We start from the raw sequence: 16,569 nt of genomic DNA on the forward strand, positions 1-16,569 counted from the left end.
GCGAAAACGTAACCTGCCGCCCATCCGGAAAATGCTCAAACCGTTGCAAAAAATATGCCGGATTACTTGCATCTCTGGACGATGCGCTCACGCCCTCTTTGCCAACCGTAATAATCCCCTCAGCAACCCACCTGTCGATGCAATATGACCAAGAGCCACTATACTCTGACGCCGCACGCTGATTAACCGGATTGCCAAAATACCAGTTATCCAGCAAATTAGGATTGGTGATCTCGGATAGCCGGGTGTGGATCGTCGTCTCGTCGCTTCCAGTGACCTTGATATCCTCCCCGGTCAGTGTCACATCCGCACTGAGCGGTTTTTTGTTGATCGTGCGGGTTTGGGGCACGCTGTACGCGAATATGTCCTGCTCCTTACCCGTGGGATCATACACCGCTTTTATCATGTCGCCTGCGCCGTCGCCGTCCTTGCCTCTGGCAGCCACTAACTGCCAGTGTGCGCTGTTTGGCGGAGCGATCCCCGTGCAGGGTGCAATATTGACATAGCTAGATCCGCCGTGCTCAACCTTATTGCCCGGAACGTAATTTTTGATCGCACTATACGTTTCCCATAGCATCCTATCCCGCTCGGTCTGTGCCCTGGCTTCCTCTGCCGCTTTTCGCCCCTGTTCCGCCACTTCCCGCTCCTGCTCTGCCGCTACGCGGCTATTCTCTGCATGTACACGCTCCTGTTCCGCAATACTACGCGCCTGTTCGGCAGCAACACGTTTTTCCTCAGCCGTAGTGCGCAGCCCGTCTGCATTTGCTCGTTCTTGCTCCGCTTGCACACGGGTCTGTTCTGCCGCCGCACGTCCCTTCTCTGCGCTTACGCGCTCCTGCTCCGCCAGCTTGCGGGCTTGTTCGTCAGATTCCCATTGGACGGTGTCATCCTCCACCTGTCCCAGCATTTCAATCGCACCGTTCACGCTCGGAACAATGATCTCTCTTGCCAGCCGGTCGAAAACGTTCTTGTTCTCGTCCGGCGTACCCGTCAGCGTGTCAGGGGATGCAATCACACCCTTGCGCGCAATCTGCTCAGGCGTGATTTTAAGGTCACGAATCGCCATTCTATCCCTCCTATCGCTTCGCCTCTCCGGCCTCCACATATTTCAGCTCAATTTCATACACGCCAAACCCCTCGTTCACCGCGTCCGAAATCAGTATCACTTGTATCAGCTTCCACTTTTTCTTTTTCACTAGCGGCGGCACCACCGTATTCACGCTCGTGTTGAACGTAAACCGCGCAAGGTCGATGTCGTCAAACGTCAGCCGGTCCGCAAGAATCACCTTGTAGCGCTTGCCTGAGTCATTCTCCGTGCGAATCCAAACCTCCACCTTGCTGCGCGCATAACTCTTCACATGGATGGCGCTGCCCTTCTTCGGCATGGTCTTCAGCATGGAAAGGTCGCCCATCGCGTCCAACTTGGTCGCCCACTCGGCATGGATGGCCGCGCCATCGTCGTTGTACGCGCGCATCAGTGTCTCGTTGGTGCTGGTCACAAGGTCGTCGTTGAACTTGCACAGCCTGCCGTCTGCCGTGCCGAAATACAGCGTCTGCTCATCCGTCCGCAGCACCCGCGCCGGGATGTTCTCCCAATAATACCACTCATACCCGTTATCACTACGATCCTGGTTGCCGTCCGCCACATAGGCGTGTCCGTTCGGCAGCACAAGGATGTACCAGCCGCGCCATACCGCGCTCACCGCCTCCGCCCGCCCCAACTCCTTGGTCAGCCTGCGGTTGATTCGACGGCTCCGGCAGAACATCTGCCGCACCTGCATGTTGTTGTAGTAGGTGGTTGTCGGCGCATACACGCCGCGCGGGGAAAGGAACAGCGGATCATCGTTGAGGTTTGCCGCCGAGTATCGGGCAATCGCACCGTACCCCGGCACACCCTCCTTCAGCGGAAACGCCGCCACGTCGTTCATCAGCTTGCCCGCATGGTGCCAAATCGTGCCCTCCTGCCGGTTGTCCTTCTTGATGAGCAGCAGCTCGCCCTGTGCCTTCACATAACACATGATGGGGAAATCGCTCGACCCCACCACCGAATAGTTGCTGTCCGGAAAGTAGGTCGGGTCATTCAGGCCGGAAAACCACTCGGTCGCCGCGTGCGCGTCATTGCCGGATACAAACACGCGGTTGCCCGCGCCGTCCAGTCCATAAACAGCAAATATCGTGCAGCCGAGTATCTTGCTGCGCGCGTCCGTTGTCTTGGCAAATTTGATTTCCACATTGCTTGTTCCGGCGTTCTCCGGCGCTTTGGGTGCAGCCGCAAACGTCACCGTGCCTTTTTTGGCGTCAAAGCTCTCCACGGGGATTGCTTCTTTGGTAATAAAATAACTCGCTTCGGGCTTTGCGTCCGCATCCAGCTCGGTCACGTCCAGCTGAAAGGTCTTGCTGCTGCCGTCCGCTACAAAGCGATTGCGCCGCCATTTGCACAGCATATTTACTTTTTCATATGCTTCGCCGCCGCCCGTGGGTTTATGTCCAAAGCTTGTCAGCGGGCAGTATGCAGTGTCATCCGCTACCAGTTTTGCCGATTTGCCATCATACACCACCATTTCCGCGCCGGTCATAATATACAGCTTGCCGTTCATGTAAAATCCCTGGCTGTGGCCTCCGGTTTTCAGTCCGCCAAGCAGTTCCGTTTTGCCGCCTTCCACCAGCTGATATTGCGCATCTAGCTTCACCTGATAGAGCTTTGCCCCTGCGTGCACAACGAATACGCGCCCCGCCTGCGCGGCCGCCGCCGCCACCTCACCCTCATAGGGGAAAATGCCGCTCACCGCTTCGGTCTCACCAAACCGGCATACCGTGCGCCAGCCCCAGCGCCGTTCCGGCGCGCCACCCTCATCTGCAATGATGTTCACCGCCCGCGGGCTGCGGCTGTCGTCGATCTGGGTCTCATCGGTCGAGTAGTCCAACCCGCGAAACCGGCGGTAGTTCTTCGTCGCGCTCCGCGCCATGGTAAACGCCGGCGTCTTGATTTGTTTGGGCATATTACTCTGCCACCTCCGTCAGCGCAGGCGCCGCCTCTTCCAACGCCTGCACAAATTTGTTGTATTCCATCACCATTTCAGCTTTCTTGTCTGCCTCATCCGCCATAAAGCAGCTTACAAGTCCGTGCGGCAGGGCGCTCCGCGTAATGCGGTCATCCCAGTCAATTTCGGTCTCGTCTATCGCTGTCACTTCGGGGGCAATCTGCAAGCAGGGCTCCCCTCGTTGTGCGCGGATCATATTCTCGTATGGCAGCGCCTCCATCAGCAGGCGCTCCAAAAACAGCGGCGCATATTTGTCAAAATCCGCATCCGTCCCCTGCGAGGAAAACAGGATCGCCGCCGCCAAATCATAGATTTTTCTTATCGTCGCCATGTCGGCCTCCCATAAACAAAAGCAGAACGCGCCGCCCCTCGCATGCCGCACCACGGCCACGGGGAGCGACGCGCTCTTTGTATCAGGTGTTGTCGGTCGCGGAAACCACGTCCGAGGTAAATTTGCCGTCCGGCGCAAACGCCACGCACTTAATCGTCTGGTCCTTCTGGGTCGTAACCGTGCCGCCGGTCGCAACAATCGTGCGATTCTTCGAAAAACGCGGATCCGATCCGTCCAGCGTATAGTAAATGCTCTGCGCGCCCGCTGCTGTCACCGTCGCCGTGTGGGCACTGATCTTCACATCGCACGCCTGCTTCTTGCCGGTCTCCACCAACGTGTAAACACCCTTCGCGAGCGAACCGATGACAAATGCGTCAAACAGGTTGCGCGCCTCAATCAGCGTGCCGGAAATGCCCTGCGGCGTGGTGTTTACCTTAAGTTCGGTAATCTTGTCCGCCTGCACCAGCGCACTCTTGTGCGCACAGATAAACTGGCAGCCTGCCGGCATCAGATCCTCCGGTGTTTCGATCACGCGGAAGGTCTTGCATCGGCCCACCTCGCCCTTGCGCACCGCGTCCACCGCCAGCTTTTCCACCTCGGTAAACTGCTTGCTCTCCGCCAGCGCGGAAACCACCTTCGGGCTGCACCACACCACGCGGTTCTCCACCGGCACACGCTGGTTCACAAACGCTACGCGCGCCTTCTCCAGCTCAGCCAGCGCGGTCTGCTCGGTCACGGCCGCCGCCTCAGCTACTGCGCCAAGACTTGCGTACTTGTTCAGCGCGTACTTATCCTCAAACGGAATGACTACCTGCGCGTTCTGGTTCTTCACCCACTCGCCAGTCGCCGCGCCAATGCTGCGGCTGCGCGAGTTGCCCAAGTCAATCGTGCCGGTGTATGCCTTGTCCTGCTCCATCTTGTACAGGTGTACGTTGGGTACGATCTCGCTCGGGTCGCCGTAACGCGCCGTGCCCTCACGCTTGTAATCGTTGTACGGTACCGTGGTCGGTACATAGATCTTCACCGTGTCCACGCCGTCAAACTCCAAGCTGCCGTTGGTGTGCGGCTTCACGAATGAATCCGCCAGCCACTGCTTTTCCATCTTGCCTGCAAATTTATCCGAAAGATTAAACTGCATATCGAACCTTCCTTTCGATGTATCCTGTTATTTTCGTGTAAGGGCGGCTCCGCTGCCCTTACATCCCGCTGCTTTGGGACGCGTGTCCCAAACCGCCTCTGCCGTGCAGAGGCGAGGGGGTTATGGCCCAGGTCACGCTCTCTTGGCCTTCGGCCAATTCACCTTGTCGAATCCGGTTTCTCGGGAAACGGATTCGTATCTAAGGGGGACAGCGTCTCCCTTAGAAGGCAAACGCGCTCGCAAAGTCCGCCTCAAAACCGCTCTCTTCCGCCGCGCCGGATAAACTGCCCGCCGCCTGCTTTCGGTTCTGGTCGTTCTTTGCCGCAATCGCGTTTTGCGCTGCCGCCTGCTCGGCCTGATAGCGCCAGTGCGCCTCCATCGGGCTTGCGCCCTGCTGTACCAACTCCACTACGCGCGGCGGAATATCGCCCGGTCTGTGTACACCCGTTGCAATTTCATAGGCATCCCACGCCTGCACCTCGGCCTGCCTATGCGCCTCGGTCACAGCCTGCTGGGCGCGCTGCTGCACCGCGGTGATCTGCTGCTGCCGCGCCGCGCGCTCCTGCTGGGCGGCATGCCGTCGGGCTGCCACCCGACCCTCGGCAATCGCCTGCAAGGCGACGTCCGGCGTGTCGGGAAACTCCCCGCGGCACTTTTCCACCTCGGCCTGCAACTCCATTCGGTTTTGCTGGGCTTCCAGCCGCTCCATATACTGGGCGCGTGTCATGCCGCTTGCCTCCGCATATCGGTCCAGCATCCGCAGCTCCCGCTCGGCCTTCCGGTCGTAGTTCATGCCCTTCTCCAGCAGTTCCACAGGGTTCATGCCCAGCGCACCAGACAGCGCCGAAACGGCGTCACCGGGCAGCATGATCTGCCGGCCGTTATACGTCATCATCACCGGCGCGACCGGCTGCGCCTCGTCGTGATGGTCCTCTGGTTGCTGCTCTTCCTGTATCGCGCCTTCCGGCTGTTCGGCTCCCTGCTGGCTTTCCAGTTCGCCTCCCGCGCCCTCGCCTGTCTGCTGCTCTGCGGTCTGCTGGCTTTCCAGATCGCTCCCAAGCAGTGCGCTCTCAAAGTCGCTGTCGAAATTCGCGTCCATGTCCGCGCTGAGATCTGCGCCGCCGTCCTCGCCCTCCGCGAAAAACTGCAGCCCGACCCGTGCGCGAAGCTCGCCCCCGCTTGCGTAATTGCTGGCTTTCCAATTACTCATAACGCCTGTCCTTTCTATATCGCAACGGCTCGTCGCCGGTTGCTTCATTTTTTTGTCCTGCGCTGCGGCGGACGGTGCGCCACTCGTCTGCATTCCGGCGCCCCCATCCGCTGTATCCCTGCACACAACTGTGTGGCTTGGGCGGCTTATGGCATGTTATGACCGCCCGCCGCAGCGCAGGCATTTCCCCTTGTACGTTTTCCGGCACTCTGACGGACGGGCGATGCTGATGATCGCCCGCCGCCAACATGAAACAGGAGGTATCACTTCCGGACGGCTTTCACCGCCCGTCAGAGTGCCGGAGCATTTCCCGCGCCTTTCGGCGCGCATTGATCCGCGATTCTGTGAATCGCATCATAAAGTCGGGCTTTGCCTTACTTTGTGATTCCCCGACCCAGCCGCCTTGGGCGGCGCTGTTCGGGTTTCGGCGGACGTGTCCGCCGTATATAGGGGGCTTATGAAGCCCCTTATACGGGTGTGCGGGCACTCCCGCACCTGATCCACCCGCCGCATTGCGCTCTCGCAATGCACCGCGTCAAACATGGTTTTAACCTGCTGGTCGGTATACTCGTACCCGCTCGCCGCAAGGTTACCGAGCAGGCTCACCGCCTTGCATGCGCGGGTCACGCGCGGCTCCGCCAGGCGCACAAAGCGCTCGGCCTTGGTTTCGTCCGTCTTATTCATCCCATCACACCTCCCTGTAATCCGCTCATCTGCATTTCTGCTTCCTGTCGGCGGCGGATGGCATCCATCAGCCCGCCCTTATCGCGCACCATGCCGTCCGGCACCCGCTCCAAATATTCGGATGCATCCGGTATGATATTCGCCCGCATCATGTTGTCGAGCGTGGTGATCTGCAACGTCTGTGCCCAGTAGCTCGCCGCGCCCACGTTAATTTTCAGGTCAAGCGCCTCCACCGGCAGTTCGGAAAAGTCATATTCCGCCACGCCAATCCGCTCCTCGCTCTCTCCCAGCTCATTTGTCGCCTTGTCCGTGATTTTCACCTGCCGCAGCCCGTAATAGGCGTGCATCATGTCGATCAGCACGCGGGTATAGTCCTCAATAAACTGGTAATACGCCAGCCGCGTCAGGCTGAGCGGCGCGGCCGTCGCCTGCTGCACCGCCACAATGGCAGAGGTGTTATCCGGATTTTTGATATTGCCGAGCGCCGCATCATTCGCGCCAGCCACATTGCGGATGGTCTCCATCAAACTCTGGGTGATGCCGGTGGCGTCGGTCGGCAGCGGCATGGAGCCTGCAACGCCAGTCAGTGCCTGTGTCGGGTCGCCGCGCACGGCGATTGTGGTCGCGTTTGCGTCCCACCCATCCGGGAATTTTCCCTTGTCGTACACGAGCTTTGGCAGCGCATTGTTGTTCAACTGGATCGCCAGCGCCGTGTACTGTTTATTGATGGAAATCTGCGCGTTGATCAGCTCCACATTTTCCAGCACACCGTGGTAGCTGTTTTTCCGCGGGGACCAGCTCATATACGCAATCGGATACAGCGTCATGTCTGTCTGCACCGGCTTCTGCACCATCACCCGCCCACACGCCTTGCAAAAGTGTACGTTTCCGCCTTCCTTCCAAAAGCGTGTCAGCAGGGTGCCCAGCGCGTCCCCTTCGGTCTGCTCGCTGTCGCCCTTGTACAAGCCCTCGTTTTCGCCCTGGATTTCCTCCCACTCCGCACAGCCCGCCTGTTTCGCCATGCGGCGGATCTCGCCCACCGGCAGCCGCTGCACCACAATAATGTATGGCTGTGCCTGCACCCTGCGGCTCGCGGGATTGCCGAACAATACATTGGTGTTCATCAGCATCTCGGCCTGTATTTCACCCTGTACGCCGGGCAGGCCAGTGTGTTTGTCCGCGTCAAACCAATAATACAGCGCCACATCGCCATCTATGTAAGCGTCCCTGAGCAGCTCGCGGTGCATATCCTTGATCTTCTGCCGTTCCACCACCCGCTCGATGGACTGCTCCAGCACCAGTGCCGCCTCTTCAGCAGCCTCATCCGGCAAAAACGGTTCAATCTCCTGCGCCACATCGTCGCTCACAATCTGTGCCACCTTGTAGTTGGTGATTTGGCGGATGATATTCAGCGTAAGCGGGCGTACCTGTTTGGTCTTTACGCCCTCCCACTGGCGGCCCTCGTAAAAACGCTCACAAATCTCCACGTCATCGTAGAGGTTCAGCCCTTGATTGTAGCTGACGCCCTTCTGATACTCCGTCTGGATGCGTTCCGCCGTCATCTCTTGCTTGTCCATCAGTTTATTTCCTCCTGCCCCTCATCCGTGCCGTTATAGCTCAGGATATTGCGCAGCTCCCGCGCGTCCACGCCGCGGCTCCGTTCGTGGTGCAGCTCCTGCCGCAGCTGCATCACGGTGTCCTCGCTCTGCTGCAGCGCTTCGCTCAGGCGGTCACACCGCCGAAGAGCCTCGGCGAATTCCTTTTCGTTCTCCTTGGCAATGCGTTCAAACCCTTCCGCCACATGCTCCCACCGTGTCACACGATCCTGTTCCTCCAGCAGCTCCGCATTTTTGGCAATCAGCGCATTTTGTAGCTGTGTAGCCCGCCGCAGGGATAACGCCGCAAGCGCCATCGCTGCAGCGCCCAGCAAAATCATTGCAATTTCCATGCTTCGCATCCTTCCTCCGCGCTCCGCGCGGCATAAAATCTCATCCAAACCCGCGACATGTGCGTGGGTTTGGATACCCCGACTCAGCCGCCTTGGGCGGCGTACCCCAGGGCATCTTCTCTTGCCCCTGCGGGGCAATTCACCTTATCCTTCGGGTATCGAAAGTCGGTTTCTCCGGAACCGGCTTTCGTATATAGGGGACTTTGGAAGTCCCCTATACCTCCGTTAATACCCAAATACATCACCGATCTCCTCCTCATATGTCCTGTAATCACTGTTCCACTTGCCCGGTACGCTCGCTGGCAGCGGGCAGCCGTCGCAGAAATAGCGGATCGCGTCCGGCGCGTGCGTCACCTCATGCGGCTCGGTCGCGCAGTCATTCGGGTGTTTCTCATCGTGCTGCAAGGCAGGCAGCGTGCGGATCAGGTTAACGCAGGTGTCAAACATCCGCAGTTTCGGCTGTTTCTTGCCGAACTCGTCCGGTTTGGCATCCAGCCGCCGCTTGAGCTCATACCAACCCGCCACACGGCCGTTGCTCACCTGATCCAGATATACGCCTTCCTCAGCAAAGATGTCTGCCACGCTTCTTCCGGTCTCCTGCCGCCGGTTCCAAAGGTCCTTGGGGGCAAACCACGCGGTAATGTAGTCCTCGCCGTTGCGCTCCCGCAACAGCTTCGCCGCCTGTGGGATGATAAGATTCGGCTCATATACCTCGCGGTATACCACTGCACTGTCTGTCTCATCCACCGCGATCCAGTATGCCGCCAGCATATCAAGGCCGTAGTCTATCGCCACATACCGCCGCCAGTAGTCCGGTATTTCAAACGGTCGCACCACATGCGTTTCGCGTTTGAACTCCGTAAAATACTGGCCGACGTAGTAGTCCCAGTTGCCCTCACGCAGTGCCTTGTACACCTCTTCGGGCAGGTTTTTCATGCGCTCCTCGTATTCGGGGTCGGATTCCATCAAAAAGGGATTGTCCTCCAGCTTTGCCGGAATAAACAGCCGGCTGCCACCCTCGCACTCGTGCACCTCCATCGGTGCACCGATGTCAATAAACCGGCTTTTCGCGTTCGCGTGACCCACACTGCCCGGGTTGGCGCTGCTCTTAACATGCTTGGGAAAATCGTTCACACCGCGCACGCGCGATATCATGTAGCGGTACTGCGTCTCGGTAAAATGCGTCATCTCATCAAAGCGGATCACATCATACTCGGCGGACTGGTACTGCGTCACATCCCCCTCGGTCGCAATATATCCCATTTCAATAGTAGATCGTCCAATCGTCCAAATGTGTTTGCTCTGGTTGTACCTTGCCACCTCGCGCGGATACAGCTGCAAGGTCTGCGGCACCATGGAGCGCTCCAGCTCCTTGTATGTGCGGCGTAAAATCAGCTGCTTGCTGCCCTGATACTGTAACGCATACAGCAGCGCGTCCAGCGCCTGCACAAAGGTCTTGCCGCCGCCCGCTGCACCGCCGTACAGCACTTCAAACGCATCTGTCTCAATAAACAGCTTCTGCTTGGGCGTCAGCCGAAAGTCAAGGTTCATCCTGCCCCTCCTTTGCGGGGTCTACCAGCGTTAATCTTACCTGCACTTCAGGTGCCGCGTCCGGCGCGTCCATCATCTGCCGCTCAAGGCTCTGCTGCTGCGCCGCCACATCCTTCATCGTGCCGGCCAGCTCCCGCAGCGAGCTGCCCGTGTAGTGATCCACAATCTCGCGCAGCCGGTCTACCTCTTTCGCTTCCAGCGCGATCACGCCGTCTGCCGCCGCCCGCCGCAGCGTTTTCAGCCCCTCGTCAATCTGCCGGCACTCCGCACCGGCCGCCGCCACCTTGCGGTCAAGGGCGCCGAGCGCCTTGTCCACAATGCGTCCGCACTTGCGGATGGAAGCGCGGCGCGCTTCCCGCCTTGCTGCTGCCGCGTCCTCGTCCGCGTCCCATTGGGTATGCACCCAGTCCGCAAGGGTGGATTTTGGTATGTTCATCCGGCACGCCGCGTTGGTAATGGATACGCCCGACGCCACCAGCGCCAGCGCCTCCTCCTTGGTCTTAGGGTCATATTTGCTGCCCTGCTGCCGCATCTGCCGCACTTCCCTCCGTTTGGTCTTTTTCTTTGCTTCCCAGTATAATCGGAATAATCGGAAAAAACGGAAAACTTTCACGGGCACATAAAAAAGCGCCCGGGCGGCCGTCAGGCGCGCCCAAGCGCTTGGGATTTTCACCCCTCGTTTTTTGCAATATGCTCCCGCTCGTAAGCCCGCAGCAGCCTGTCCAGCGTCGGGCGGGAGATGCCCTGCTCCCGCGCGATCTGCACCTTGCTCTTGTGGCGCGTCACGCAATCGTGGTACACTGCCGCCATGTCCGGCAGCTCCGTCGGGCGGCGTCCTTTGTATTTGCCCGCGCGCTTAGCAATCGCAATGCCCTCGCGCTGGCGTTCCAACAAGTTGGTGCGCTCAAATTCGTTGATCGCCGCAATCACCGTCAGCATCAGCTTGCCGGTCGGTGTGTTGGTGTCCAGATTCTCGTGGTTGCTCACCAAACAGATGCCGCGCCGCTGCAGCTCCTCAGTCAGCGTCAGCAGGTCAGAGGTGTTGCGGCTGATCCGGCTGAAATCGTGGATATAGATCGTGTCTCCCTCGCGGGCATACTCCAGCATTTTCTGCAGCTCCGGCCGGTCCATGTTTTTCCCGCTCACCTTCTCCATAAACCACCGGTCGATGTCATATTTTTTCAGTGCCTCCACCTGCCGCGCCTCGTTCTGCTCTATCGTGCTCACACGCACATACGCAATTTTCGCTCCCGCTGCCATTTGTCCACACTCCTGTTCATAATTTGTAAAAGTCAAGTCCTTAACTTAGCTTTACGCCTGTAAAATAAACGCAAAACCAATTCTTTTTTTACGTTTTTCCCCGCGTCCCTCCCCTGTATCATTTGTATGTACCCTATTTTTACGCCGCATGGCGCAGCAAAGCCGGGCATCCCCGCCCGGTCTGTCTCACACGCCGTCCCGCAGCACCTTGCTCACCAGCTTCCGCGGCCCACTCTCATCCGCGTACCCCATGCGGATCGCAACGTCCGCCCAGGTCAGGCAGTCCATATACCGCAACCGCAGCGCGCGCCGCGTCATGCTGTCGCGGATGGACGCGATCCACTGCTGCACCTCCGCGCTCTCGTCCTCGCGCTGGGCGGCAAGCACCTGCACCCGTGTTCGCGCCTCCTCCAGATAGGCCGCGCCGAACAGGCATCCCACGCCGTATGTCTCTTCCATGCGCTGCGCATGCCGCGTTTCGCGGGCAAGCCGCTCCTGTTCCTCCTGCAGCTCCTGCAAAAGGCTATCATACTGTTCCAGTCTCTCCCGCGTCACAGTTCGTCGTCCTCCTCGTCGCCGCGTACCTGTTTCCCGCCGCTCTCGGCGTCCCTCCTGTCAGAAATATTATGTAAACTTATCTTTGCTTGTCGGTTTACATTGTCCGAACCTGTCTATGCCCTGTGTGTCGGAATTGTTAGACCCCGTACAAGCCACAAAAAGGGTCTCATTTCACCCTTTTTCATCCTGTCAGGGAATCTATTAAATCACATCAAAACACAGGGCGTGTACCTGTGTTTTGATTCCTCTACTCAGCGCCCTTGGGGCGCGTCCGGGGGTATCGAAACGCGGTTTCTTCAGGAACCGTGTTTCGTATATAGGGGGTATTGGATACCCCCTATACGTCTCCTGCGCCGCAGCCGCTCCCACGGGTCGGGCGCAGCCTTTTTGCGTTGCTGCTGCCAATAGCGGTCAAACGCCACGCGGTCATAGATGCGCCCCACCAGATATCGGTAATGGCCAAACTCATTTGCCACCTGCTCGTCTTCGATCACCACCACGCCGGGCGGTATCTCGCCCGCTGCCTCCTCGGGCAGCCGCAGCCGGATCGGCTCGTTCGGCGGTCGCAGGTTGCGGCTGGTGGAGTAGCGCCGCGCGCCCTTCGCCACCGGCTGCTGCAAAAAATACTGCGCCGTGTCGCGGAAAAACTCCTCGTTCTGCCGCAGCGGCCGCACGTCCACCGTGCCGTGGGGCCAGCACCGCGCAATTTCATCACGGATTTTGATGTACATCGCCGGACCTATCGCCCCGTGCATAATCAGGTGGTGGTGCACGCGCACCTCGGTGTCTGCGTCCGGCAGCGCGTGGTCGGTCGTCACCGCCACATAGCCGTGCTCGACGCCCAGCTTTGCCAGTGCGCGCTTTATCTTGCGGTGGAAGGCTTCCAGGCATCGCCCTTCATTCTCCGGTGCCTCGGCATAGGTCAGGCACACAAACAGATCGCGCATCTCCAAAAAATTCGCGCAGATAATCTGCATCAACCGCCACAGCGCCGCGCGGTCATTTATTTTTTTCTTGTATTCTTCGGTCTGCTTCTGCCGCTTCTGCCGCTGTCTGGGCGACAACCCCGGCAGGCACCCGCCCGTAAACAGCGATAGCTGATACAGGTTGCCGTTCGCTTCTTCTTTTTGGTTAACCATAAGCCCTCATTTTCCGTATTGACATTATACATACATTTGATATACTGTAATTAGAAAGGAGTGGATATTATGTCCGCAAAACCGTATTCCTTCCGCTTAGAGCCCGATCTCAAACAGCAGGCCGATCAATTATTTGCTGCACTCGGGCTCAGCACAAATGCCGCTGTAAATATGTTTCTGCGCCAAGCTGTGGCTGAACAGGCATTTCCGTTTAAGCCCGCCCTAACGCCTAACGCAGAAACCCGTCAGGCCATGCTGGAAACCCTTTCCGGGCAAAACCTCTCCGGTCCTTATTCCTCCGCTGCGTCCATGTTTGCCGCACTTGATGTGGAGGACGACGAACCGTGAGAGAGCTTTATCTGCACACTTCCTTTAAGCGTGATTATAAGCGCATCAAAAAGCGGCACTATCCGCTGAATGAATTAGAAACCGTCATCGAACTGCTCCGGCAGGATGAACCGCTCCCCGCACAATATCGGGATCACGCGCTTACCGGCGATTATGCCGGCTTACGCGAATGTCATATCCGTCCCGATTGGCTCCTCATCTATCGGCTGCATGACAATCAGCTAATCCTTGCGCTCACCCGCACTGGTACGCATGCCGATCTGTTTGATTTATAGTTGCGCCAAAAGCCGCCTCACATGGCGGCTTTTTCTGCGTCCAACATTCCTTGTTTTTTCAGTATCTTATAGGTGTTCCGGCAGTCCGCAAGCACGGTCTGCCAATAGTCGTTTGCTGTGCCGGCAAAGCCGAAGCGGCTCACCGCCAAATCTACGCCGTCCATCATATGCGCCACCATCAGCCCGCTGTCCAGCATCGCGCCCAGCTTGTCCCTCTGCTCGTTTGTCAGCCGCTTTTGCGTCTTGCGCTCGTAGTAGTCAGCCGCCAGCCCCAGCAGCTCCTTGTCTGCCATCGCTTAACCCCTCTCCGCTCTCTTCCAAAATCCTATCCAGCGTCTTGCGGATTCCTCGATGCCGGGCAACCTTAAAATCCGTCTCCAGACCATACAGATATAAAATCTGCTCGGTCAGGTTGCTCACGTCCGCCAGCTCCGCCGCCAGATGCTCGAGCCGTTCCTGCAGGTCGGTGTCTTTGCCGCAGTCCTCATGGAAGGTCTGCTTCATCTGTACCGCGCTGGCCGCGCTCACCGCCTCGCCTAGCTCCTCCATCAGCTTGCACACCTGCACCTCCGCGCCGTAATAGTCCGCAATGCGCATCAGTTTTGCCGCCCTCTTCGCGTTCATACCTTCCACCCTCCTATCACCTGATTGATTGCCCCGCCGAGCTTTCCCGCTATCTCTGCGTCCTGCTGCACCAGATCCTCCAATGCCCCGCGCAGGCGGGAAAACGTGCTCTGTAATTCGCCGAACAAAAAATTCACCTTGTGTGCCGCTGGTTTTTTCGCCCGCTGCAGCTTGTCCGCCATTTCCGTGGCACGCGCCTCCGCCGCCCGCACAGCCTCGGCCTGCTCGGCGGCGATCTCTTTGCGCAGCGCGTCCCGTTCTTCTTCGGTCAGCTCACGCGGCTGATCTGCCTGCTCGGCCAGTTTGTCAAGCTGCCGCTGCAATTCCGCAGCGGTCTGCGCGTTTGCTTTGGCAGCCTTGGCCTGCTCGGCGGCTTTCTGCGTTTCGGCTTTCAGCTTGTTTTTCACATCAGCCAGCTCGTCGTGCGCGTGGCGCGCCTCCTGCCCCTGCTGTTCCGCCCGCGCCCGCGCTTCATCGGCCGCAGCCTTCGCCTCGTCCCGTTCCTTCACCAGCGCCTGTATCTCTCGGCTGCTCATCCCTGCAAGATCATGCTCCTCGGCAAGCGCTTCGCGCTCCTCCTCCGGCATACCCAGCAGCGGCAGCAGCTGCGCATAACCCAGCTTGCCGAAAAAGTCCTGCGCCGTCTTGCCGGATAGCCCCACCTGCCCGTCTCCAAACTCACGCGCAATGCGCATGTAGTTCTGTGCCGTGCTCGGCTTATAGCCCAGCTCCGTGTCCAGATAGTGCAGCCACTCGCCCTGCGGCACCAGCTGCTTAGCCTCCTCCAGCCGCCGGCCGATCTGTACTACGCCGTCCATAAACATCCGCGCCACATTGTCGCGGATGGTATGGATCTCTGCCGTCACGATCTCGATCGACCGCACGGCCACTACCTCCTGTCCCATTTATGCCACACTCCTTGTCGTTTTTCCATCCGTCCGCACCGTCTGCAGGTGCGCCAGATATTCCTCCATAAACCGCGCCGCCGCAGGCTCGCGCGTTCGGTTGCCTTTCGCATAGCACTGCTTGCATGTCAGCGTGATCGGATCGATCTCCACCGTGTGCCAGCTCCTGCAGGGGGCGTCGCAGCGCCGCAGCAGCAGGATGATCGTCTTGCCCTCGGCATGGCGCTTTGCATATCCCGCCACGCAGTTATCCATTTGCTCGCCCTCGCGGGTCAGCTCATCTGCGCTGTCCACTGGGCGGATCAGCATCCCGTCATGCCGCCAACACATCCAGTGCAGCAGCCGCCGCCGCAGGCGGAACTGTCCGTTAAACGGCGCGGTTTGCAGCTTACGCTCGCGCGCACTCAGCCGCGCGTGTGCCTCGTGCAGGTCATGCGGCAGCAGGTTGCCGCCGTTTATCTGCATGCGGTCTATCTGCCGGTGGTAGTCTGTAAGCTCCTGTATCACTGTGTCCACCGGCCGCCCACACCGCCGGCTCTGCCGCTCAAGGTATCGCCGCAAGCATTCTCCAGATACACGGCATCTTGCGCAGATGCCGCCGAACGCCTCACGGTTGCTGCCCAGCTCATACAAAAACGCCATCCACCCTGCATCTGCCGGCACAAGGCCGTCCGCTTTCAGCTGCAGGTAGTCATAAGCAAGATCCAGGGAATATGCGGGATGCTCCCGCAGCGCCCTGATCTCCTGCCGGTTCATATTTTTCACCAGTTTGTCCGGCCGTGCCGCCCGCAGATTAAACAGCCGCGCAAACGCCGCTTTTCTACCCATCTCGCGTTCGCGGAAAAAGCGCCCCAGCCCCATCTTCCAAATGTATTCGCATTGCGGGTGCTTCGCGTACAGCCCAAGGTATTCAATCGGGTCGCGCAGCGTATCAAACGCCTCCTGCGCCTGCGCGTATTCCAGGCAGCTCCCCGCGATCTCGTCCCGGCTGACGCCTGCAAAAAAGTCATCCAGCGTCTGTCCGTATCTCAGGTGCCAACGCTTCAGCCCAATGCTCTTCACCGGCTCCCATGGATGCGCACCGCATATCCAGTCGCATCCGCGCGTCCACTTACGCGCTCCGCCGTCGTAAAACACCATGCGGCAATATTCGAATATATCGTACTTATCTCCCATAAATGCGCGGTTCATCGCTACCTTGAAGGATCGAAACCACACCTCCCGCCCCTCGCCCCGCTGAAACAGGTGAAAGGCAAACCGAATATCCTCCAATTTGCGCCGGTCATTCCATCGGCAAGGCATCACCGGTGCGCCGCACCGCGGGCATCTGTCATAGCTGCTTGCCGGCCGTTTGCGGTCTCTTTTCTCAAAAAAGCGCTGCCCACAGTCCGTACAAAACATCTCGTACCCGTCTCCCGCCGGGCCGAGGATCCAGTCCAGATCGTCCCCGCCACTGCAACGAAAAAACAAAAACTCCGTGTGGTCTATGGTATCGCAGATTTTACTGCACACCTCGCTGTATTCCAGTGCAGGGCAGTCATTTACCTCTCGCATCGT

The 16,569-nt window shown here is 58.8% G+C and carries 18 protein-coding genes and 1 pseudogene; 2 read left to right on the plus strand and 17 right to left on the minus strand.

Annotated elements, in window-relative coordinates; all coding sequences use genetic code 11:
- From T363_RS14850 to T363_RS0100695, 13 genes and pseudogenes are all read right to left on the minus strand, one after another.
- Positions 1-1,066 (minus strand): annotated as a pseudogene (locus T363_RS14850) (hypothetical protein); the annotation flags it as partial.
- A gap of 10 nt (positions 1,067-1,076) precedes the next feature.
- On the minus strand, positions 1,077-2,999 hold the full coding sequence (locus T363_RS0100635; protein WP_031472236.1) for a hypothetical protein: 1,923 nt from the start codon (positions 2,997-2,999) through the stop codon (positions 1,077-1,079).
- 1 nt (position 3,000) lies between these two features.
- Complete coding sequence (locus T363_RS0100640; protein ID WP_031472238.1) at positions 3,001-3,372, minus strand: hypothetical protein; 372 nt, start codon at positions 3,370-3,372, stop codon at positions 3,001-3,003.
- A gap of 82 nt (positions 3,373-3,454) precedes the next feature.
- On the minus strand, positions 3,455-4,510 hold the full coding sequence (locus T363_RS0100645; protein WP_031472240.1) for an FN3 associated domain-containing protein: 1,056 nt from the start codon (positions 4,508-4,510) through the stop codon (positions 3,455-3,457).
- Between the two features lie 220 nt (positions 4,511-4,730).
- Positions 4,731-5,720 (minus strand): hypothetical protein, encoded by a 990-nt coding sequence (locus T363_RS0100650; protein WP_154658715.1) that lies wholly within the window; start codon positions 5,718-5,720, stop codon positions 4,731-4,733.
- Between the two features lie 354 nt (positions 5,721-6,074).
- Complete coding sequence (locus T363_RS14260) at positions 6,075-6,404, minus strand: hypothetical protein (RefSeq protein WP_034971379.1); 330 nt, start codon at positions 6,402-6,404, stop codon at positions 6,075-6,077.
- A complete protein-coding gene (locus tag T363_RS0100660; protein ID WP_031472244.1) occupies positions 6,401-7,981 on the minus strand; it encodes a portal protein in 1,581 nt (526 codons plus the stop codon). The genes T363_RS14260 and T363_RS0100660 overlap by 4 nt, the downstream gene beginning before the upstream one ends.
- Positions 7,981-8,352, minus strand: a complete 372-nt coding sequence (locus T363_RS0100665) for a hypothetical protein (RefSeq protein ID WP_031472246.1) — start codon at positions 8,350-8,352, stop codon at positions 7,981-7,983. The genes T363_RS0100660 and T363_RS0100665 overlap by 1 nt, the downstream gene beginning before the upstream one ends.
- Positions 8,353-8,577: 225 nt before the next feature.
- Positions 8,578-9,903 (minus strand): phage terminase large subunit, encoded by a 1,326-nt coding sequence (locus tag T363_RS14855; protein WP_051642997.1) that lies wholly within the window; start codon positions 9,901-9,903, stop codon positions 8,578-8,580.
- A complete protein-coding gene (locus tag T363_RS0100680) occupies positions 9,893-10,435 on the minus strand; it encodes a hypothetical protein (RefSeq protein WP_031472250.1) in 543 nt (180 codons plus the stop codon). Before T363_RS0100680 ends, T363_RS14855 begins: the two co-directional genes overlap by 11 nt.
- Positions 10,436-10,572: 137 nt before the next feature.
- Entirely contained in the window at positions 10,573-11,163 is a 591-nt protein-coding gene (locus T363_RS0100685; protein WP_031472252.1) for a recombinase family protein, read from the minus strand.
- 186 nt (positions 11,164-11,349) lie between these two features.
- On the minus strand, positions 11,350-11,718 hold the full coding sequence (locus T363_RS14860; protein WP_031472254.1) for a hypothetical protein: 369 nt from the start codon (positions 11,716-11,718) through the stop codon (positions 11,350-11,352).
- Positions 11,719-12,017: 299 nt separating this feature from the next.
- Positions 12,018-12,860, minus strand: coding sequence for a rolling circle replication-associated protein (locus tag T363_RS0100695; RefSeq protein ID WP_031472256.1), 843 nt, complete (start codon positions 12,858-12,860; stop codon positions 12,018-12,020).
- Positions 12,861-12,929: 69 nt separating this feature from the next.
- Here T363_RS0100695 and T363_RS14270 point away from each other — a divergent pair, with 69 nt between their 5' ends.
- Together T363_RS14270 and T363_RS0100705 are read left to right on the plus strand one after the other, a co-directional pair.
- On the plus strand, positions 12,930-13,208 hold the full coding sequence (locus T363_RS14270) for a type II toxin-antitoxin system RelB/DinJ family antitoxin (RefSeq protein ID WP_034971380.1): 279 nt from the start codon (positions 12,930-12,932) through the stop codon (positions 13,206-13,208).
- Complete coding sequence (locus T363_RS0100705) at positions 13,205-13,483, plus strand: type II toxin-antitoxin system YafQ family toxin (protein WP_031472260.1); 279 nt, start codon at positions 13,205-13,207, stop codon at positions 13,481-13,483. The genes T363_RS14270 and T363_RS0100705 overlap by 4 nt, the downstream gene beginning before the upstream one ends.
- 17 nt (positions 13,484-13,500) lie before the next feature.
- Here the strand turns inward: T363_RS0100705 and T363_RS0100710 are convergent, their stop codons facing one another.
- Genes T363_RS0100710 through T363_RS0100725 form a run of 4 tightly spaced genes read right to left on the minus strand, consistent with a single transcriptional unit; the run spans position 13,501 to position 16,566 of the window.
- The gene (locus T363_RS0100710) at positions 13,501-13,776 is read right to left on the minus strand and encodes a hypothetical protein (protein ID WP_031472262.1); all 276 of its coding nucleotides are present in this window, start codon (positions 13,774-13,776) and stop codon (positions 13,501-13,503) included.
- Complete coding sequence (locus T363_RS0100715) at positions 13,742-14,107, minus strand: nucleoside triphosphate pyrophosphohydrolase family protein (RefSeq protein WP_031472264.1); 366 nt, start codon at positions 14,105-14,107, stop codon at positions 13,742-13,744. The genes T363_RS0100710 and T363_RS0100715 overlap by 35 nt, the downstream gene beginning before the upstream one ends.
- The gene (locus T363_RS14865; protein WP_051642998.1) at positions 14,104-15,012 is read right to left on the minus strand and encodes a DUF3102 domain-containing protein; all 909 of its coding nucleotides are present in this window, start codon (positions 15,010-15,012) and stop codon (positions 14,104-14,106) included. Before T363_RS14865 ends, T363_RS0100715 begins: the two co-directional genes overlap by 4 nt.
- Positions 15,013-16,566, minus strand: a complete 1,554-nt coding sequence (locus tag T363_RS0100725) for a PcfJ domain-containing protein (protein ID WP_031472268.1) — start codon at positions 16,564-16,566, stop codon at positions 15,013-15,015.
- Between the last annotated feature and the right edge of the window lie 3 nt (positions 16,567-16,569).

Origin of the sequence: Agathobaculum desmolans ATCC 43058, assembly GCF_000701665.1 — a bacterium.
GTDB classification, from domain to species: domain Bacteria; phylum Bacillota; class Clostridia; order Oscillospirales; family Butyricicoccaceae; genus Agathobaculum; species Agathobaculum desmolans.